This window comes from Myxococcus sp. RHSTA-1-4 (assembly GCF_020037125.1).
Lineage (GTDB): Bacteria > Myxococcota > Myxococcia > Myxococcales > Myxococcaceae > Myxococcus.
On sequence record NZ_JAIQDG010000006.1, the window covers coordinates 204,306 to 224,388 of the forward strand.

Below are 20,083 nucleotides of genomic sequence, written 5' to 3' on the forward strand. Positions count from 1 at the left end.
CACCCCAGCAGCGCCCGCTCCTCCATGAAGACGCTCTCGTCCTGGATGCTCTGCCTGTGCCTCGCGCTCGCCGTCCCCGCGCTGGCCCAGCGTCGCCCCCCGCCGCCCGGCACCACCACGCCGGGTGAGCGGACGATTTCTCCCCAGGCCTCGCCCGCCGATGGCGCCGAGGATGCCAACCAGGGTCCCCGCCGCACGCCCACGTGCGAGGAGGCCCGGCGCAATGCCCGCTACGGCATCTACTTCGACAAGGTGGAAATCGAGAAGCTCGTCCAGACGGTGGCGGACGCCACCTGCCGCACCTTCATCCTCCCGGAGAACGTGCGCGGGAAGATTTCCATCATCGGCCCGGAGAACGGCCGCGTGGAGGTGAACGCGGATGCCTTCTACTCCGCCTTCCTCGCCGCGCTCGACGCCAACGGCCTCTCCGTCTACCAGCACGGCCGTTTCCTGAAGATTGTCGACAAGCGCTCGGCGAAGCAGAACCCCATCCCCACCATCGTCGAGGAGGGACAGCCCTACACCACCAACGAGCAGATGGTGACCAAGCTGTTCCGCATCAAGAACGTGGAAGTGGAGCCGCTGCGCGGCGTGCTCCAGCAGCTCGTGTCCAAGGACGGCGACACGATTCCGTACCCGCCGGACACCATCATCGTCAACGACGTGGGCTCCAACATCCACCGCCTGGAGCGCATCATCGACCAGCTCGACAGCCGCGCGGCCAGCGACGAGCTGCGCGTCATCCAGGTCCAGTACGCCACCGCCCAGGACGTGGCCAACACCGTGCAGCGCCTCTTCGAGGCCAAGGGCGCCCGCCCCGGCCAGCGCCCCGGCGGCTTCCAGAGCAACGTGTCCCCCGGCGCCTCGCCCGGTGAGGCCGCCGCCGCCCAGGCCGCGCAGCAGGCCGGCCCGGAGGGCGCCAGCGGGCCGGTGACGCTGTCGCAGATCATCCCGGACGAGCGCACCAACAAGCTCATCATCGTCGCCAGCCCCGCCGCCTTCGACCGCATCCAGGAGCTGGTGGCCCAGCTCGACATCCCCACCACCAGCGGCAACCGCATCAACGTCTACAACCTCGAGCACGCCAACGCCGAGGAGCTGGCCAGCACGCTCCAGTCACTGGCGCAGGGCACCGCCAACCGCCCGCGCACGCCCACCCCGCAGCCCCCCGCCGGCGTGCAGCGCCCCGGCGGCGGCACCCAGGCCGCGGAGCTGTTCAGCGGCGAGGTGAAGATTTCGGCCGACAAGGGCACCAACTCGCTCGTCATCGTCGCCAGCGCCGCCGACTACAAGAACATCGTCCAGGTCATCCAGCAGCTCGACACGCCGCGCCGCCAGGTCTTCGTCGAGGCCGTCATCATGGAGGTCAACCTGGACCGCAACGCCGAGTTCGGCATCGACCTGCACAGCGGCTTCTCCCTGAAGACGGACGATGGCGCGGTGCCGGGCATCATCGGCACCAACAACACCGGCGGCCAGGGCCTGCCCCCGTCGCTGTCGCTGGGCAGCCTGGCGCAGTTCGGCGGCTTCCTCGCCGGCATCCAGGGCCCCGTCATCCCCGAGCTGGAGAAGCTGGGCCTGGACATCCCCGCCTTCGGCGTGGTGCTGCACGCGCTGCAGCAGAGCTCGGACGTCAACGTCCTCTCCACCCCGCACATCCTCACCAGCGACAACGAGGAGGCGGAAATCACGGTGGGCCAGAACGTGCCCTTCCAGTCCGGCTTCTCGCCCTCCTCGCTGGGCTCCGCCGTCAGCGGCACCAGCGGCACCACGGGCGGCCTCAACCCCTCCATCCTCGGCTCGCTCGGCGGCCTGGGCTCGCTCTACGCGCCGATTACGCGCCAGAACGTGGAGCTGAAGCTCACGGTGAAGCCGCAAATCAACGACAGCGACTACATCCGGCTCGTCATCACCGAGCAGACGGAGGAAATCGCGTCCACGGACCCGGTGCTCGGCCCCACCACCGCGCGCCGCAGCGCGAAGACGACGGTCATCGCCAAGGACCAGGAGACGGTGGTGCTGGGCGGCATCATGCAGGACCGCACCCTGGAGTCCGTCAGCAAGGTGCCGGTGCTGGGTGACATCCCCATCCTCGGCCACCTCTTCCGCGACACGACGCGCCGCAAGACGAAGACGAACCTGCTGCTCTTCCTGACGCCGTACATCATCCGCGGCCCGGAGGACTTCCGCGTCATCTTCGAGCGGAAGATGCGGGAGCGGCAGCAGTTCGTGGAGCAGTTCTACGGCCAGGTGCCCGGCTACGACGTGGCGGTGGACTTCAGCCGCAAGCCCGGCCCGCTGTCGCGCATGAACCAGACCGTGCTGAAGGCGCAGCAGCGCGCGGAGAACGGCGGCCCCGGCGCGCCGGGCGAGCGCATCATCGGCCCCGCCAGCCCGGCCCCTGCCCCGTCGGGCAAGCGCCAGGCCCCCGCGCAGGAGTCCCCCGCGGGTGAACCCCCGGTGCGGGAAGTGGCGCCGCCCCCGGGTGGTTCCGAAGAATCAGTGCCCGCCGCACCGGCCCCGCAGCCTTCCGAAACGCCCGCCCCCGAGAGCCCTCCGGCTCCCGAGGATGCGTCCACCGAGGGCCTGCGCGTCCAGCCGGACTCGGGGGACCAGAGCCCATGAACGTGACCGCCGACCCCACCCTCATCGCCGACACCGCCGCGCCCGGCGCGGCCGCCCCGCGCAACGACGCCACCCAGGTCGTCTCCCACGGCCAGGCCTTCCTCTGCGGACGGCCGCTGGGGGAAATCCTCCGCGCGCTCGTGCCCTCGCTCACCGAGGAGAAGATTCAAGAGGCGCTCTCCGTCCAGGCGGAGAAGGGCCAGCGCATCGGTGAGGTGCTGGTGGGGATGAAGGCGGTCACCGAGGAGGACGTGGCCAAGGCCCTCGGCCACCAGCTCGACCTGCCCTTCCTGGCGCGCATCTTCACCGAGGAGGTGGATGCGGAGCTGGTCAAGCGCATCCCCATCAACTTCGCCAAGCAGTCGCACATCCTCCCGCTGTCCATGGAGGGTGACGCGGTGGCGGTGGCCGTGGCGGACCCGCTGGACACGTCCGCGCTGGACCACGTCCGGGTGCTGCTGGGCGAGAGCATCAGCCCGCGCATCGCCCTGGGCTCCACCATCATCGACGCCATCAACAGCGTCTATGACCGCTCCGTCAACGAGGCCGAGCAGCTCGTGGACGAGATGGAGACGCAGGACCTGGACGCCATCGCCCACGAGCTGGACGAGCCCACGGACCTGCTGGACGTCAATGACGAGGCGCCGGTCATCCGGCTGGTGAACTCCGTCCTCTTCCGCGCCGCCAAGGAGCGCGCGAGCGACATCCACATCGAGCCCATGGAGCGCGAGCTGCTGGTGCGCTTCCGCGTGGACGGCGTGCTGCAGGAGGTCATCAAGCCGCCCAAGCGCTACCAGAACGCGATTGTGTCCCGCGTGAAGGTGATGGGGCAGCTCAACATCGCCGAGAAGCGCCTGCCGCAGGACGGCCGCATCCGCATCAAGCTGGCCGGCCGCGACATCGACATCCGTCTGTCCACCATCCCCACGTCCTACGGCGAGCGCATCGTCATGCGTCTGCTGGACAAGACGGCGACGCTGCTGGACCTGGCGGAAATCGGCATGAGCCAGCGGACGCTCGAGCAGATGGAAGCCGTCATCAAGCGCTCGCACGGCATCATCCTCGTCACCGGCCCCACGGGCTCCGGCAAGACGACGACGCTCTACGGCGCCCTGTCCAAAATCAACACCCCGGACCTCAACATCCTCACCGTCGAGGACCCGGTCGAGTACCAGCTCAAGGGCATTGGCCAGATGGCCATCAACCCGAAGATTGGCCTCACCTTCGCGCAGGGGCTGCGCTCGTTCCTCCGCCAGGACCCGGACGTCATCATGGTGGGCGAGATTCGCGACAAGGAGACGGCGGAAATCGCCATCCAGGCGTCACTCACGGGCCACCTCGTGCTCTCCACGGTGCACACCAACGACGCCGCGGGCGCGGTGACGCGTCTGGTGGACATGGGCGTGGAGCCCTTCCTCGTGGCCTCGTCGCTCACCGGCATCCTCGCCCAGCGCCTCGTGCGCCGGGTGTGCCCGGACTGCCGCGTGCCCTACACGCCCACGGACGCGGAGCTCAAGGAGCTGGGCCACTCGCTCGCCTCCTTCAAGGAGCGCTACGGGACGGACCGCATCTACAAGGCCACCGGCTGCCCGTCCTGCAACCGCAACGGCTACCGGGGCCGTACCGGTATCTACGAGTTCCTCCCGGTGGACGACGACGTCCGCCAGCTGGTGCTGAAGAACGTGGACGCGGCGACCATCAAGAAGTCCGCCACGGGCAAGGGCATGACGACGCTCCTGGATGACGGCGCGCGCAAGATTGCCCTGGGCGAGACGACCATCGCCGAGGTGCTGAGCATTACCCAGGAGGACATGTAACCGACAGCTCCTCCCTGGGAGGGGCCGGGGTTCACGAGCCATGCCGGTCTTCGAGTACAGAGGTCTCAACTCCGCGGGCAAGCAGGTCAAGGGCCTGCTGGAGGCGGATTCGCCCAAGACGCTGCGCTCCAAGCTGCGCACCGACGGCATCTTCCTGACGGACGTGCTGGCGCAGGCGGAGGGCAGCCGCGCCGCCGTGTCCAGGGGCGCCAACGCGTCCCTCGTCGCGCGCGACATCGACCTGCGCAAGCTGGGCCGCGGCCGCGTCAACACGGACGACGTGGCCATCTTCACCCGGCAGCTCTCCACACTGCTGGGCGCGGGCGTCACCCTGGTGGAGTCGCTCAGCGCGCTGGTGGACCAGGTGGAGAAGGAGCGCTTCAAGCGCGCCCTCTCCGACATCAAGCAGCGCGTCAATGAAGGCTCGTCCCTGGCGGACGCCATGGGCCAGCACCCGAAAATCTTCCCCAGCATCTACGTGAACATGGTGCGCGCGGGCGAGGCCTCCGGCGCGCTGGACGCCGTGCTCACGCGCCTGGCGGACTTCACGGAGAACCAGGCCCGCCTGCAGCAGAAGATTCTCAGCACCATGCTCTACCCCGCCATCATGATGGTGGTGGGCGGCGGCATCCTCGTGGCCCTCATGGTCTTCGTGGTGCCGAAGGTGACGAAGATCTTCGAGACGATGAAGGCCACGCTGCCGCTGAACACGCGCATCCTCATCGCCACCAGCAACTTCTTCCAGGCCTGGTGGTTCATCATCGTCCCGCTGATGGTGCTGGGCGGCTGGCTGTTCATGCGCTGGACGAAGAGCCCCAAGGGCAAGCCGAAGTGGGACCGCTTCACGCTGAAGGCGCCCGTCATCGGCAACCTCGTGCGGCTCCTGTCCATCTCCCGCTTCGCCCGCACGCTGTCCACGCTGCTCAAGAGCGGCGTCCCGCTGCTGGCGGCCATGGACATCGTCAAGGCCATCATGACCAACACCGTCCTCGCGGAGGTGGTGGAGAAGGCCCGCGACTCCATCCGCGAGGGCGAGAGCATCGCCAACCCGCTCAAGCGCTCCGGGGAGTTCCCTCCGCTGGTGTACCACATGGTCGCCATCGGTGAGCGCTCCGGCCAGCTGGAGGAGATGCTCACCAGCGTGGCGGACAACTACGAGAACCAGGTGAACGTGCGCATCAGCGCCCTCACCTCGCTGCTCGAGCCGCTCCTCATCGTGTTCATGGGCGCGGTGATTGCATTCGTCGCGCTCTCCATCCTGATGCCGATTCTGCAGGTGAACTCGGCCATCCGCTGAGGAGCGACGGAACGATGAACGACACGATGGACCGTTGGATCCAGCGCGTCACCCTGGCGGCGATGCTTGCCCTCGCGGCGGCGCTGCTGACGGTGGGGGCCCGGCTGTACGGCCCCCAGCCGGCGCCCCCGGAGGCGGGAGTGGCCGACGGGCCCCGGACTCCCTGACAGGACGACACGAAAACCCACGGGTGGCGTGCCAGAAAGTCACTCGAGAGAGGAACGACATATGAGCCAGAAGACCCAGAGGAAGCAGCGCCGTCGCAGCCGCGGTATGACGCTGATTGAAATCATGGTGGTCATCACCATCCTCGGCCTCATCGCCGCGGCGGTGGGCGTGGCGGTGATTCCGCAGCTCGAGGCCGCCCGCAGGGACCGCGCCTCGCTGGACATCAAGAACATCCAGGGCGCGATGAAGCTGTACTACACGAAGAAGGGGAAGTACCCGGACACGGCCTCCGGCCTGCAGGCGCTCGTGGAGGCGCAGGCCCTGGAGCAGATGCCCAAGGACCCCTGGAACAACGACTACGTGTACATCAACGAGGGCGGCAAGCCCGTCATCATCTCCTACGGCGCGGACGGCACCGCCGGCGGCGAGGGCAATGACGCGGACATCTCCTCCGCGGACGCCGCCGCCGCGGCCAACAAGTAGTGAAGAAGTAGCGCACAGCGCGTGTTGAATGGGGCCTTGGGTATGAACGAGCACGCTTCCACCACAGCCCCGCCGCCGCCCCAGGAAGGGACGTCCCGCCCGCAGCGGATGGGGCGGCTCATCCTGGGGCTCGTCTTCCTGGTCGCCACGAGCCTGGCCTTCTTCCTGGTCTGGCTGACGCATGACTCCTCGCTGACCCGCGAGCAGCAGCGGGCCCGCGCGGAGATCCGCAAGCTGGAGGGCTTCTTCAAGTCGCACCACCGGCTGATGGGCCGCTTCCCCTCGAAGGAGGAGGGCTTCACGCCGCTCATCCGGGCCCGCCTGCTGGACGCGCCTCCGGTGGACCCCTGGGGCCACCCGTACGTGTACTGGATGGATGGGAGCACCGGCGCCGTCGTCTCCTACGGAGCGGACGGGAAGCCGGGCGGCACGGGCGTGGACGCGGACCTGAGCAGCGGCGGTGTGCTGGCCGCCCACTGGGAGCAGCAGCCATGACACCCGCCACCCGCCGTCACCGGCGCGCGTCCCACCGGGCGCAGCGCGGGCTGACCCTCATCGAAATCTCCATCGCCATCATCATCGTCGCGATGCTGTTCTCCGCGGCGGTGATGGGCATCGGCTCCATCACCGGGGCCAAGGCGAAGGGCGCCGCGGGGGAGCTGGCGGGGCTCATCCGCTCGCTCTACGACTCGGCCGCGCTGCGCGGCCAGACGTGCCGGCTGGTGTTCGAGATTCCGGACCCGAAGAGCGAGGAGCCCACCCGCTACCACGCCGAGTGCGCGGAGGGCGCGGTGACGACGGCGCGGGACAGGGACACGGCGCTGCGCGAGGAGAACCGCGAGCGTGAGCAGGACGCGCGCTCCAACCGCCGCGGCAACAGTGGCGAGACGCGCCGCAACTACCTGGTGTCCGGCGGTGACCAGCCCTCCGCGCAGGAGCTGCTGGAGGGCGAGAAGCAGCGCGTGGAGAACGCGGCCCGCTTCTCCTCCTACACGTCGGAAGAGGTGCCGGCGCGAGAGCTGCCGGCGGACGTGAAGGTGGCGGTGTGGACGCGGCAGCAGCGCGAGCCGGTGGAGAGCGGCGTGGCGTACCTCTACTTCTTCCCGCAGGGCTATACGGAGAAGGCCTACGTGTACGTGAAGCAGGGCGACAACGTCTGGACGCTGGACGTGTCACCCCTCACCGGCAAGGTGCAGATTTCGGCCGAGGCGCTGGAGGTGCCGCGATGAGGCGCAACCGTGGCTTCACCCTGCTGGAGGTGGTGGTGGCGCTCGCCATCCTCGGGCTGGCGCTCATGGCCATCTTCGACCTGAACGCGGGCGCGGTGGCCAACCACGTCTACACCAAGCGGCTCACCGTGGCGTCGCTGCTGGCCCGCTCGAAGATGACGGACATCGAGCAGAAGCTCTACGACGACGGCTTCTCCAACGACGACGACGAGGAGTCCGGAGACTTCTCCGACGAGGGCTGGCCCCAGTTCAAGTGGCGCGCGCGCATCATCGCCCCCAAGCTGGACGGCGTGTCGCCGGACCAGCTCATCGGCGCCATCTTCAACCTGCCCATCGGCGAGAGCGCGGATGGAGACCCGATGGCCGGCATCGCCGCCATGCTCGGGGGTGGCGCGGGCGGCGGCGGGAAGGACGGCGCCTCGTCCGGCGGGCCGCAGCCCGCGGGCATGGGCGGTCTGGGCGGCGCGGCCATGGGCATGGCCCAGCCGATGTTCACGCAGATGGTGCAGCAGATCACCCAGACGGTGCGCGAGGTGCACCTCACCGTCTACTGGCAGGAGGGCACGCAGGTCGAGAGCATCGACCTGGTGACGCACGTGGTGTCCCTGGGGCCGGGCTCGGACCGCAACGGCGGCGCCGCGTTCGCGCAACAGCAGGGCCAGCAGCCTCCCGAGGCGCAGAACCAGTGGGTGGACCCGAACACGGGCCTCATCGTGGAGAACCCCATTCCCGGCCCCAACGGCACCATGCTGCACCCGCAGACCCGCGCCCCGCTCATGCGGAGGGACCAGTTCCTCCAGCAGCGCAACGGCGGCCAGCCGGGCACGGGCGGAACCGTCCCGGGCGGCACGCCGCGAGGCGGCAACCCGCTCGGCCAGTTCCCCAACCTGAGGAGGAACCAATGAGGCGCCGCTCCCGGGGCTTCACGCTGATGGAGGTCATGGTGGCGGTGGCCATCACCGCCCTGATGGGCACCGTGGTGGCCATGGCCTTCCAGACGGGCCTGACGGCGAAGGAGACGGTGGAGACGGACGCGGACCGCTACCGCCAGGTGCGCGTGGCCATGAACCGCATGGCGCGGGAGATTGGCTCCGCCTTCGTGAGTGACAGGTATGACCTGAAGCGCTTCCGCGACCAGAACGACAGGCCCACCAACTTCGTGGGCGAGCGGGACAGGCTGCTGTTCACCACCTTCTCCCATCAGCGCCTGTACACGGACGTGAAGGAGTCCGACCAGGCGGTGGTGGAGTACTTCGTGGAGGCCTCCACCGACCGCGAGGCGAAGGGGCGGCAGGACCTCAAGCGGCGCGTCAACCCCAACGTGGACGACCGCATGGACCGGGGCGGCTCCACGGACGTGCTCTTCGAGGGAGTGAAGGGGCTGGAGTTCGCGTACTGGGATTCGGAGAAGAAGGAGTGGGACAACGAGTGGGACACGCGGCGCACCGAGCAGAAGGCCCTGCTGCCGACGCGGGTGCGCATCACCGTCACGGCCGTGGACGAGACGGGGAAGGAAGCGACGTACACCACCCAGGCCCGCATCATGCTCAACACGGAGCTGCCGAGGTACTGATGCCCCTCTTCTCTTCCAGACTGGCGCCCCGCCGGCGCCGCAAGGGCCTGCCTCCCGCGGCCCGCCGGGAGCGGCGCTCGCGCGGCGTGGCGCTCATCATCGCGATTGTCTCCATCGCCATCCTCACGGTGGTGGCCACCGAGTTCGCCTACAACAGCCGGGTGGACCTGCAGCTGGCGGCCAACCAGCGGGACGAGGTGCGCGCGTACTACATGGCGCGCTCGGGCATCGCCATGTCGCGGCTGCTCCTGCGCTTCCAGAAGCAGGTGGACCAGACGCCCATCCCCAACCCCATGGACCTGCTCAAGCAGTTCATGCCGCAGCAGGCCCAGCAGGGCCAGCAGACGGCGCAGCCGTCCACGCTCAACCTCCAGCTCTACAAGATGGCGCGCGTGGACTGCCACATGCTCCGGGGGCTGGTGAAGAGCGAGGAGGGCGGCGGCGAGGGCGGAGAGACGGCGCCGCTGAAGGCGGCGGAGGACGACGAGAACTTCAAGATGGACGACGGGGAGCAGGACCCGGCCTCGCGCGAGGTCGCGGCGCAGATGACGAAGCGCTCCTTCGGCGGCTTCGAGGGCTGCTTCCTGGCCACCATCTCCGACGAGGAGGAGAAGCTCAACGTCCACCGCCTCATCGCGGGCGCGGGCGACCAGCTGCCCACCGCGCAGCGGATGCTGGACATGATGAACGACAAGCGCTTCGAGTTCCTCTGGGAGCGCGACGACGCCAACAAGGTGCGCAGCACCCCGCAGGACGTGCTGCTGGCCATCAAGGACTGGGCGGACGACGACGAGACGGGCTCGGCCATCAACCCGGCGGACCCCGTCAACCCGATGCCGTCCGGCTTCTCGGACGAGGGCGCGCCCTACAGCCGCTACGAGCCGAGCTATGAGCCGAAGAACGCGCGCTTCGACAGCCTGGACGAGCTGTACCGGGTGCACGGGGTGAACGACCAGTTCATGGCGGCCTTCAGGGACAGGCTCACGGTGTACCCGGACATCAACCGCCGGCCCAACATCAACACGGACGACCCGGTGATGATGGGGCTGGCCATCCTGTCGGTGGCGGACCCGGCGCGGCCGGACCCGCGGCTGCACGACCCGGTGTTCCTCAACGAGCTCATCACCCGTATCCGCGCGGCGCGCATGTTCAGCTTCTTCGGCATGTCCGTGCAGGACTTCGTCGCCGTGGTCGAGGCGGCGGGCGTTACCGTCAACCCGGCCGTGAAGTCCAACGTGGCGGGCAACCGCCTCATCGGCGACAAGAGTCAGACGTTCACCATCAAATCCGTGGGAGAGGCGGGCAACGTCCAGAAGACGCTGACCGCCGTGGTCCGGCTGGACGACACGCTGGGACGGCTCCTGTACTGGAGAGAGGAATAGCATGGCCCGCATTCTTGGCCTGGACCTCGGCAGCCACTCCGTGAAGGGCGTGGTGCTGGAGGCGAAGACGAAGGGACACATGGTGCGTGGGTTCGCCGAGGTGCGGCGCGCCCAGGAGGGAGAGCGCGCGGACACCCTGCGCGCCGCGGTGCAGGAGCTGCTCGGCCAGCTGCCGCCGGGGCACGCGGACCAGGTCGTCATCGCCCTGCCCGGCCCGTCCCTCACCACGCACGCGCTGAGCCTGCCGTTCTCCGACGGCAAGCGCATCGAAGCCACGCTGCCGTTCGAGATTGGCAGCCAGCTGCCCTTCGACATCTCCGACGCGGTCTACGACTACCAGGTGGTGGGCCAGAAGGAGACGGACACCAAGGAGAAGGCCAGCGACCTGCTGGTGGGCGTGGTGCGCAAGGAGGAGCTGCAGTCGCTCCTGGCCCTGCTCGCGGAGCTGAAGGTGGACCCGCGCATCGTCACGCACCCGGGGCTGGCCTACCAGAACCTGCTCCAGCAGTACCCCGGCCTCTTCGAGGGCCTGGGCGAGGGCGGCGCGGTGGCGGTGGTGGACCTCGGCCACGAGCGCACCTCGGTGTCCATTGGCCGGCCGGGCCAGGGCGTGGTGTTCGCGCGCACCTTCGCGGGCGGCGGACGCGACTTGAGCAAGGCCCTGGCCAACGAGTTCCAGACGTCGGTGCCGGAAGCGCACCACTGGAAGGAGCAGCACGGGGCGGTGGCCAGCGCGGCGCAGGGCCCGGACGCGGAGCGCGCCGCGGGCGCCTTCGTGCGTGGCCTGCAGCCCGTGCTGCGCGAGCTGCGCCCCACCCTGAAGGCCTTCACCGCCCGCACCCGCCAGCAGGTGGGCGCGGTGGTGCTGTGCGGCGGCACCGCGCGTCTGCCCGGGCTGGCCGAGCAGCTCTCGAAGGACCTCAACCTGCCGGTGCGGGTGCTGGCGCTGCCGGCGGACACGGCCGAGGCCATTCCCGCGGCGGTGCAGCCGGCGGCGGCGCAGGCGTACGCGCTGGCGCTGCGGGGCAACGCGGCGGGCGCGAAGGCGCCGCGCTTCAACCTCCGCCGGGGCGAGCTCGCCTACAAGGGTGACTTCGACTACATGAAGGACAAGCTGGGGCTCCTGGCCTCGTTCGCGGCCACGCTCCTCCTGCTCCTCATCGCCTTCGGCGTGGTGCGCAACTCGGTGCTGGCGCGCCGCGAGGCGCAGGTGGACGCGGTGCTCTGCGACACCACCCAGCGCATCCTCGGCAAGTGCGAGAAGGACTACAACCGGGCGCTCAGCATGCTCAAGGGCGTGGAGAGCCCGGCGTCCGCGCTGCCCCGGATGACGGCCGTCAACCTGCTGGCGGAGGTGACGCAGCGGGTGCCGGACGAGGTGCCGGTGAAGTTCGACCGGATTCAAATCGACCTGAACCGGGTCATCCTCCAGGGTGAGACGGACTCGTCGAAGCAGATTGACACGCTGTCCAACGCGCTCAAGGGCCACGCCTGCTTCAAGGACGTGCGGCAGGGCAAGGTGGAGAAGACGCGGGACGGCAACAAGGTGTCCTTCCGCCTGGACGTCGAGGTCCAGTGCCCCGGGGCGCAGGGCGGGGAGAGCTAGTCATGGCCAGGATTTCAGAGGTCTTCGCTCCAGTGACGACGTGGTTCGAGCGGCTGAGCGACCGCGAGCGGAAGATGGTGTCCATCGCCGGCGCGGCGCTCCTGGCGTTCCTCCTCTTCGTGGTGGTGGTGTCGTTCTCCAACAGCGCGTCCGGCTACCGGAAGCGCACGCAGGACAAGCTGGCGAAGCTCCAGGAGGTGCAGTCGCTGGCGGCCAGCTTCCGCGAGGCGCAGGCGACGCGGCAGTCCGTGGAGCAGCAGCTCACCTCCAGCAACGTGCAGCTCATCAGCTACATCGAGGACAAGGCCACGGCGGCCGGCCTCCAGGTGCCCAACATGACGCCCAAGGGCGACATGGGCGTGGGGGACGGAAAAATCATCGAGAGCTCCGTGGAGCTGACCTTCACGGACGTGGACCTGCGCAAGCTGACGGACTTCCTGAAGACGGTGGAGAGCGGCCCGGGCGTGGTGAAGGTGAAGTACCTGCGCATCGAGCCGAGGCCCGCCTCGGACACGCTGACGGCGTGGACCACCGTCGCCACCTACCGGATGAAGCAATAAGCCATGCCTCCTGACACCAAGCCCGCCCGCTGGAAGGTCTTCCTCGGCTACGCCGCGTTCGCGGTGGTGGCCTTCATCCTCGGCCTGTTCATCACCTTCCCGTACGACGCCATCCGCTCGCGCATCGTCACCGAGGCCGCGGCGCAGGGGCTCGCCGTGCGCATCGGCTCGCTGCGTCCGGGGCTGGGGGGCATCACCGCCACCCAGGTGCGCCTGAGCAAGCCGCCGCAGCCGCTGAGCGCGGAGACCCTCGCGGCCCTGGCCAGCGGCGAGGGCGGCATGCTCGGCCCGGCGGAGCTGGGTGACGCGCTGGTGCTCGACAGCGTGGCGGTGCGCCCCGCCCTCTTCCCGCCCGGCGTGGCGGTGCACGCCAACGCCATGGGGGGCACGGTGGACGTGTCCGTGGGCCTGCTGGGAGACACGAAGGTGCGCGTCGACGTGGACGGCCTCAAGGCGTCCGGAGGCAACCTGCCGGCCCTCACCGGCATCGACATGGATGGCGAGCTGAACGCCACCCTCTCCCTGAAGATGCCGGGCAACGGCGGCCAGGCGGACCTGTCGCAGGCGAACGGCGAGCTGACCGTGGACACGCAGGGGCTCGTCATCAAGAGCGGCAAGGTGGCCTTCCCCATGGGCGGCGGACAGGCGGTTCCCATGGACCTGCCGGCCATCAACCTGGGCGCCCTCACCGGCCGCATCCAGTTCGAGAAGGGCCTGGGCACCGTGCAGACGCTGCGGCTGAAGAGCGACGACCTGGAGGCCCTGGCCACCGGCACGCTCAAGCTGGGCAAGAAGGTGGCGTACAGCGAGCCCGGCATGGACGTGAACCTCAAGCTGGACCCCGAGTTCCAGAAGCGGCTGGGCCTGCTCGGCGCGGGCGTCACCATCCTCCCGCCGGACAAGAAGGACCCCAGCTTCCGCGCCGCCCGGCTCGGCGGCTTCCTCAACCGGCCCACCTTCCTGCCGCGCCGCTGAAGCACGCCCCCGCCCCCTACCCGGGGCGTGGGGTTGAAAGGAGAACACCCGGCGTGTAAAGCGCTGGCGTACCGACCTGTCGGGAGGGGCTGGGATGCCGGAGCTGGTGTTCTTTCGTCGTGGCGAGGAGGTGCTGCGGGTGGCGGTGGAGCGGGCCCGGCTGGTGCTCGGGCGCGGAGAGCACTGCGACGTCGCCATTCCCGACACCGAGGTGAGCCGCCAGCAGGTGGCCCTGCTGTGGGACGGAGAGCGCTGCCGGGTGGAGGACTTGTCCGGCAAGGGCACCCTCGTCGCGGGCCAGTCCGTCACCCAGGGCGAGCTGGCGGACGGCGCGGACCTGGCGCTGGGGCAGTGGCGCGCGGTGTTCCGCCTGCGCGCGGGTGGTGACGGCGCGGACGTCACCACCGAGGTAGGGCACACCACGTCCGTGCAGGCCCCGGACGCTCGGGCCACGCGCTGGCAGCCAGCGCAGGTGCGGGTGAAGCAGGGCCCCAACGAGTCCGTGCACCGGCTGACGGGCGACAGCTTCACGGCGGGCAAGGATGCCGCGTGCGATTTGGTGCTGCAGGACCGCTTCGCGTCCAGCCGGCACCTGAAGGTGACGCGGCGGGACGGCGTCTTCCACGTGGTGGACCTGCGCTCCACCAACGGCACGTGGCTGGGCCCGGTGCGCGTGTTCGAGGCGGAGGTGCCGCTGCCCACCGTGCTGCGCGTGGGCGAGACGGAGCTGGTGCTGGAGGCCGCGGCCCCGGCGGCGCGCCGCGAGGTGGCGGACTTCCACGGCATCATCGGCTCGGACCCGTCGGTGCGGCAGCTCGCGGAGCTCATCGAGCGCGTGGCGCCCTCGTCCGCGGCGGTGACGGTGCTGGGCGAGTCCGGCACCGGCAAGGAGCTGGTGGCGCGCGCCATCCACGCCTGCTCGCAGCGGGCGAACCGGCCCCTCATCCCCGTCAACTGCGCGGCCATCTCCAAGGAGCTCATCGAGAGCGAGCTGTTCGGCCACGAGAAGGGCTCCTTCACCGGCGCGGCCGGCGCGCGCAAGGGCGCCTTCGAGGAGGCCGACGGGGGCACGCTCTTCCTGGACGAGATTGGCGAGCTGCCGCTGGACCTCCAGGCCAAGCTGCTGCGCGCGCTGGAGGGCGGTGAAATCAAGCGCGTGGGCGCCAGCCGCCCCATCCAGGTGGACGTGCGGGTGGTGGCGGCCACCAACCGGGACCTGCTGGCGGCGGCGCGCGAGGGCCGCTTCCGCGAAGACTTGTACTACCGGCTCTGCGTGATTCCGCTGCACCTGCCGCCGCTGCGCAGCCGCAAGAGCGACCTGGGCGCGCTGGCCGAGCACTTCGTCCGCACGTACTCACCGCGCGGGCAGGCGGTGCGCCTCACGCCGGCGGCGCTGGAGCGGCTGCAGCAGCACTCGTGGCCGGGCAACATCCGCGAGCTGCGCAACGTGGTGCACCGCGCGCTGCTCTTGCGCAAGGGGCCCGTCATCGACGCGAGTGACCTGTCCTTCGACGTGGAGGTGAACCGCGAGACGGGCATCTCCGTGCCGGAGCTGCCGCCGGGCATGACGCTGGAGCAGATGCTGGAGAAGCTGGAGCGCCAGATTGTCGAGGCGGCGCTGAAGCGGTGCAACGGCAACCGCGAGCGCGTGGCCCGCGAGCTGGGCGTGGCCCGCTCCACCCTCTTCAAGCGGCTGAAGGACTGGGGCCTGACGAAGCAGGACGAGCAGGAGTAGCACCGGCACGAGGGGGAGGTGGGCGTGTCGGCCACCCGACACGCCAGGTGAAGAATCCCTTCTGCCACGCGGCGATAGACCTTTCTGGCGGCTGGTCCGTTCCCACTCCTGTCCCCATCCGGGGTGTCCAGGAGACCACCCGTCATGCACGCCGCCTTCGTCTCGCTTCCTCCCCTCTCCCAGCTCTACATGGAGCACCGCCCGCGTGCGCTCGCCATCGCCCGGCGCATCGTCGGAGACACCGACGACGCGGAGGACGTGGTGCAGGACGTCTTCGCACGGCTGGCGCGCAGGACGCCGGGCTTCGGAGGCCGGGCGGCCTGGAGCACCTGGCTGCACCGGGTCATGGTCAACAGCAGCATCAACTGGCTGCGCGCGCGCAAGCGCCGCGAGCGGCTGAGCCATGAGCCGCAGGAGCCGCTGTCGCCCGAAGTCCAGGCGGTGGGCTCGGAGATGGAGCGCCACTTCGGCGCCGCGCTGGAGGAAATCAACGAGCAGCAGCGGCAGGTGCTCTACCTGCGCGAGGTGCGCGGCCTCAGCTACCCGGAGATTGCCCGCCTGCTGCGCATCCCCGAGGGCACGGTGAAGAGCACCCTGCACCGCGCCCGGCAGCGCGCGCTGTCCCTCATGGAGGAGCGCGGCCAGCAGCCGTGACTCCGCGTGGGGTGGCGCCGCACCCCGGGTGGGACGTGGGCCCTTCCTGCTAAGCATGCGGGTGAAGGAGCGGTGGGTCCCCGGTGAGGGAAGCCCGGCCCTCCCGCCCTCCCGGCCCGGGGGCTCCCGGGCCGGCTCGCACCCTGCTTCCCGGGAGTCACTCCATGCGCCGTTCCTCGCTCCTGCTCCTCCCGCTGCTGCTCCTCGGCACGGCGGCGGTGGCGCAGACGTCCATCCCCACCCTCACCTTCAACGACGCGGCCGCGAACTGGAGCATCGTCCAGTCCGCGCCGCTGGTGCCCGGCGGGCAGGTGAAGATTGTCTACGACACGGACCGGCTGCCGGGCTGCCGGGGCACCGCCAATGACGGCGGCCCGGGCTGGGCCGTCACCGGCTACTACCAGCTCAACGACGGCACCGTGGGCAGCTTCTACGCGGGCGGCCGGCCGAACTACCCCGGCCAGTCACCGGAGGCGGTGCTGGACCTGCCGGAGGACGGCGGCCTGGCGCTGTGGTTCCAGGTCACCAGCCTGTGGGGCTGCAGTGAGTGGGACTCGAACTACGGCAACAACTTCCGCTTCGACGTGGGCAGCCCGCGCATCGTCTTCAGCGCGAACTGGGCGGCCACCGTCTACGGGACGCTGAAGCAGGGCGGCAACGTGGTGGTGGACTACGAAATCGTCCGCCTGTCCAACTGCCGCGCCACGAAGAACGGCTACGACGCGTGGGACGTGGAGGTGCAGTACCGCTTCGACGGCGGCGCGGTACAGCCGGCGAAGACGCTGGCGCCGGTGTCGGGCTTCAACACGCGCGCGCAGGCGCCGGCCACGCTCGCCCTGCCCGCCGGTGCGAGCCACCTGGAGATGTGGTTCCACGGCTACGACTGGCAGGGCTGCCACCAGTGGGACTCCGCCTACGGGCAGAACTACCACTTCACGCTGGTGCCGTGAGGCCTGGCTCCGGGCCGCGGGGGAAGCCGTCCCCGCGGCCCGCGGGCTCCTGGGCTACTCGTCGCCCTTGGAGCCGACGAACTGGTCGGCCTTGTCCTTGAAGAGGAGGTTGAAGCTGGTCAGCGAGCCGTAGACGCGGGTGATGTAGCTCTGCAGCTCCACCTTCTCCGCGTCCGTCAGCTTGGGGTGCGCGTTGAGCTTCTGCTCCAGCACGCGCAGCCTGTCGCGCACCATGACGACCTTGTGGAACAGGTTGTCGATGGGCAGGTCCTTCGCCTGGAGCTCCGGGTTGGCGGGGACGAGCCGCAGCGTGCCGCCCTCCCACTTGTTGGCCAGCGGCGGCGCCTCGCCCATGCCGGACGCCTCCCGGAAGATGTCCATCAGCTCTTCACGCGTCATGCTCAGCCCTTCCAGGTCCACCACTTCATTCGGGTCCACGCGGCGCCGGACCACCACCGGCGCCACGTTGCGCGCGGCCCTCTCACGCGCGGGGGTGCTGGCCGCGGGGGGCGTGGCGCTCCCCCGGGGCACGTACTTGTCGCAGATGGGCGCGGACGGAGGGAACAGCCCGCGCCACGAGTGCAGCCGGCAGGCGCCCACCCACCCCCGGCGCTCCTCCACCGAGTGCGGGCTGAACAGCTTGCAGTTGGCGCACACCCGCTCGTCCGGCTTGAAGACCGGAAACGGCGGCGAGCCGTCCGCGGCGTCCGACATCAGCGCGTCTCCCTCGCCACGGGCGGGCCCTTGCGCACGCCCAGCTCCCGCAGGAGGGCGTCCGCGTTCTCCACCTGGTCCAGCATCCAGAGGATGTAGCGCACGTCCACGTTGACGTTGCGGGCCACGTCCGGGTTGTAGCCGAAGTCGTTGGCCACGTTCTCCCAGACCCGGTCGAAGTTGACGCCCACGAGCTGGCCCCTGCCATTCACGGTGGGGCTGCCCGAGTTGCCGCCGGTGGTGTCCGCGTCCGACAGGAAGTTGACCGGCACGTCCTTCAGCCGCGAGTCCATCCACGTGCCGAAGCGCTTCGCCTCGGCCACGGTGGACACCTTGGCCGGCACGTCGAAGGGCTCCTCGCCGGTGTGCTTGGCCAGCAGGCCGGACAGCGTGGTCTGCGGGGTGTACACGGCGCCGTCGCGCGGCGCGTAGCCCTGCACCCTGGCGAAGGTGACGCGCAGGGTGCCGTTGGCGTCCGGGGCCACGGGCTTGCCCGCGTGCGCGAGCACCGCCTTGCGCCACTCCGGCCGCAGCCGCATCGCCGCGCCCTGGCGGCGGTCCAGCACCTCGTCCAGCGCGGCCATCTCCTTCGCCAGGTCCAGGCCGAAGGCGAGCAGCGGGTCCTTGCGGGCCTCGAGCTGCGCCACCGTCTCGCCCGCCATCTTCATGCGCTCGGCGAGCGTGAGCACCTTCGTGCCCGCGTACATGGCGTCAAGCTTCGCCGCGACGTCCTTCTCCGAGTACGTCTTGCCGAAGTGCTTGTCCACGGAGGCGATGCGCTCCTCGGGGCCCAGCGCCTGCGCGCGGCGCACGAAGGCCTGGAAGAGCTTCTTGTCCGCGGGGAGGAAGACGTTCTTCTGCTCGCGCTCGAGGCGGTCCTTGAGGCGCGCCAGCTCGCGGTCCATGTACTCGGGGCGCCGCTCCAGGTCCGGCTTCGCGCGCTCCGCGGCCAGGCGCGACACCGTCACCGCCAGCGCCGGGCCCCTGGCGAGCCGGCTCGCGGCGCCGAGGAGGAACTCGCGCTCGAACACCTTCGCGGTGGCGGCCTGGTCGGCCAGCAGCGCCTCGCGGGCCTTCAGGGCCTGCTCCCACTTGGCGGCGCCCTTCCGGGCCCAGGCGGCCACGGCTTCCTCCGCGTCGCGCTGCTTCTGCACGATGCGGCCGCGCTTCAGGCCGGCGAGCTGCCCGCCCGCGTTCTTGTGGACGTTGTGCAGGCTCTTGAGCAGGGAGGCGACGGCAATCTTCCCGGTGGCGTCCTTGTCCCCCTCCTCCTCGAGGATGCGGATGGCCTCGCCGAACACGTCGCGCATGCGCGGGTAGAGGCGGGACTGGCGCTCCGCCATCTCCTCCGCGAGCAGCGCGCGGTACGTCCTGCCCGGGTAGCCCAGCACCATGACGAAGTCGTTGGGCTTCACGCCCTCGGTGGCCAGGGGGAAGAAGAACTCCGCCCGGTAGGGGACGTTCTTGTCGCTGTAGGGGGCGGAGGCGCCGTCCGGCGCGGTGTACGCGCGGAGGATGGCGAAGTCACCGGTGTGGCGGGGCCACATCCAGTTGTCCTCCTCGCCGCCGTACTCGCCCACCGCGCGGGGCGGGGCGTAGACGAGCCGCACGTCCGCCAGCTCCACCGCGTCCACCAGCGTGTAGTTGAGGCCACCGTCGAAGGAGGCCACCTGGCAGCGGGTGGCGGGGCGCTTCTCGCACTCGGCGACGAGCTCCTTCTGCTTGCGCTCAATCGCCTTGAAGCGCGCGAGGTCGTCGGCGCCCTCGGGCACGGCGGCGAGGACGTCCTTCGTGACGTCCTTGAAGCTGCGGGGGACCTGCACGCGGGAGCCCTTGCCGGGCAGCTCGTCCTCGCGCTTGGAGGCGAGGAAGCCGTCGGTGATGAGGTCCCGCTGGGGCGAGCTGTGCTCCTGGATGATGCCGAAGGCACAGTGGTGGTTGGTGATGACGAGACCGGAGGCGGCGATGAACGCGCCGGTGCAGCCCCCGACGTTCACCGCGCCGGCGAGCAGACCGGTGCCGCGCTGGGGGTCCCAGAGCTTCTTGGGAGGCACCTGGAGGCCCTGGGCGCGAAGCCACGCCGGGTCCAGCTCCAGGACCTGCTGGGGGGTCCACTTGCCTTCCCCGGCCAGAGCCGGAGCCGCCACGAGCGACAGGAGGAGGAGTGTCTTCTTCATGGTGCCCCTTCCCTACCCCGTCCGGCGCCCGCACGCGACCCCCCATCCCCCCTTTCTTCAACGCCCCGCGCCAACGGGGGGCGGGGATTTTCCAGGAAGAGGGACCGGGCTTAAGTGTTGGGGTGTCCCAGGAGGGGA

At 70.0% G+C, this 20,083-nt stretch carries 18 protein-coding genes; 16 read left to right on the forward strand and 2 right to left on the reverse strand.

The annotated features are described in order from the left end of the window. The first annotated feature begins 24 nt into the window (after nucleotides 1-24). From gspD to K8638_RS11630, 16 genes are all read left to right on the forward strand, one after another. Complete coding sequence (gene gspD / locus K8638_RS11555) at nucleotides 25-2,625, forward strand: type II secretion system secretin GspD (RefSeq protein WP_223754528.1); 2,601 nt, start codon at nucleotides 25-27, stop codon at nucleotides 2,623-2,625. After that, complete coding sequence (gene gspE, locus K8638_RS11560; protein WP_223754529.1) at nucleotides 2,622-4,442, forward strand: type II secretion system ATPase GspE; 1,821 nt, start codon at nucleotides 2,622-2,624, stop codon at nucleotides 4,440-4,442. Before gspD ends, gspE begins: the two co-directional genes overlap by 4 nt. Nucleotides 4,443-4,482: 40 nt before the next feature. Further along, nucleotides 4,483-5,739 (forward strand): type II secretion system inner membrane protein GspF, encoded by a 1,257-nt coding sequence (gene gspF / locus K8638_RS11565; protein WP_223754530.1) that lies wholly within the window; start codon nucleotides 4,483-4,485, stop codon nucleotides 5,737-5,739. A 14-nt stretch (nucleotides 5,740-5,753) separates the two neighbouring features. Continuing rightward, nucleotides 5,754-5,906 carry a hypothetical protein gene (locus tag K8638_RS11570; protein WP_223754531.1) on the forward strand — a complete coding sequence of 51 codons (153 nt, stop codon included), beginning with the start codon at nucleotides 5,754-5,756 and terminating at the stop codon, nucleotides 5,904-5,906. A 61-nt stretch (nucleotides 5,907-5,967) separates the two neighbouring features. Next, entirely contained in the window at nucleotides 5,968-6,390 is a 423-nt protein-coding gene (gene gspG / locus K8638_RS11575; protein ID WP_223754532.1) for a type II secretion system major pseudopilin GspG, read from the forward strand. A gap of 42 nt (nucleotides 6,391-6,432) precedes the next feature. Next, nucleotides 6,433-6,885: a type II secretion system protein GspG gene (locus K8638_RS11580; protein ID WP_223754533.1), complete on the forward strand. Its 453-nt coding sequence runs from the start codon at nucleotides 6,433-6,435 to the stop codon at nucleotides 6,883-6,885. Then, nucleotides 6,882-7,619: a prepilin-type N-terminal cleavage/methylation domain-containing protein gene (locus K8638_RS11585; RefSeq protein ID WP_223754534.1), complete on the forward strand. Its 738-nt coding sequence runs from the start codon at nucleotides 6,882-6,884 to the stop codon at nucleotides 7,617-7,619. The genes K8638_RS11580 and K8638_RS11585 overlap by 4 nt, the downstream gene beginning before the upstream one ends. After that, nucleotides 7,616-8,524, forward strand: coding sequence for a prepilin-type N-terminal cleavage/methylation domain-containing protein (locus tag K8638_RS11590; RefSeq protein ID WP_223754535.1), 909 nt, complete (start codon nucleotides 7,616-7,618; stop codon nucleotides 8,522-8,524). The genes K8638_RS11585 and K8638_RS11590 overlap by 4 nt, the downstream gene beginning before the upstream one ends. Beyond that, nucleotides 8,521-9,192 carry a type II secretion system protein GspJ gene (locus tag K8638_RS11595; RefSeq protein ID WP_223754536.1) on the forward strand — a complete coding sequence of 224 codons (672 nt, stop codon included), beginning with the start codon at nucleotides 8,521-8,523 and terminating at the stop codon, nucleotides 9,190-9,192. The genes K8638_RS11590 and K8638_RS11595 overlap by 4 nt, the downstream gene beginning before the upstream one ends. Next, a complete protein-coding gene (locus K8638_RS11600; RefSeq protein WP_223754537.1) occupies nucleotides 9,192-10,574 on the forward strand; it encodes a general secretion pathway protein GspK in 1,383 nt (460 codons plus the stop codon). Before K8638_RS11595 ends, K8638_RS11600 begins: the two co-directional genes overlap by 1 nt. A 1-nt stretch (nucleotide 10,575) precedes the next feature. After that, complete coding sequence (gene pilM, locus K8638_RS11605) at nucleotides 10,576-12,180, forward strand: pilus assembly protein PilM (RefSeq protein ID WP_223754538.1); 1,605 nt, start codon at nucleotides 10,576-10,578, stop codon at nucleotides 12,178-12,180. Between the two features lie 2 nt (nucleotides 12,181-12,182). Continuing rightward, nucleotides 12,183-12,740 carry a type II secretion system protein GspM gene (gspM, locus tag K8638_RS11610; protein ID WP_223754539.1) on the forward strand — a complete coding sequence of 186 codons (558 nt, stop codon included), beginning with the start codon at nucleotides 12,183-12,185 and terminating at the stop codon, nucleotides 12,738-12,740. A gap of 3 nt (nucleotides 12,741-12,743) precedes the next feature. Further along, nucleotides 12,744-13,715 carry a type II secretion system protein GspN gene (gspN, locus tag K8638_RS11615; RefSeq protein ID WP_223754540.1) on the forward strand — a complete coding sequence of 324 codons (972 nt, stop codon included), beginning with the start codon at nucleotides 12,744-12,746 and terminating at the stop codon, nucleotides 13,713-13,715. Between the two features lie 94 nt (nucleotides 13,716-13,809). After that, nucleotides 13,810-15,450, forward strand: coding sequence for a sigma 54-interacting transcriptional regulator (locus tag K8638_RS11620; RefSeq protein ID WP_223754541.1), 1,641 nt, complete (start codon nucleotides 13,810-13,812; stop codon nucleotides 15,448-15,450). Nucleotides 15,451-15,594: 144 nt separating this feature from the next. Next, nucleotides 15,595-16,104: an RNA polymerase sigma factor gene (locus K8638_RS11625; RefSeq protein ID WP_223754542.1), complete on the forward strand. Its 510-nt coding sequence runs from the start codon at nucleotides 15,595-15,597 to the stop codon at nucleotides 16,102-16,104. A gap of 164 nt (nucleotides 16,105-16,268) precedes the next feature. Further along, nucleotides 16,269-17,054 carry a DUF6209 family protein gene (locus K8638_RS11630; protein WP_223754543.1) on the forward strand — a complete coding sequence of 262 codons (786 nt, stop codon included), beginning with the start codon at nucleotides 16,269-16,271 and terminating at the stop codon, nucleotides 17,052-17,054. A 54-nt stretch (nucleotides 17,055-17,108) separates the two neighbouring features. On the opposite strand, the gene K8638_RS11635 is transcribed toward K8638_RS11630, so the two are convergent. After that, nucleotides 17,109-17,768, reverse strand: a complete 660-nt coding sequence (locus K8638_RS11635) for a hypothetical protein (protein WP_223754544.1) — start codon at nucleotides 17,766-17,768, stop codon at nucleotides 17,109-17,111. Continuing rightward, nucleotides 17,768-19,945 (reverse strand): S46 family peptidase, encoded by a 2,178-nt coding sequence (locus tag K8638_RS11640; RefSeq protein WP_223754545.1) that lies wholly within the window; start codon nucleotides 19,943-19,945, stop codon nucleotides 17,768-17,770. Before K8638_RS11640 ends, K8638_RS11635 begins: the two co-directional genes overlap by 1 nt. Between the last annotated feature and the right edge of the window lie 138 nt (nucleotides 19,946-20,083).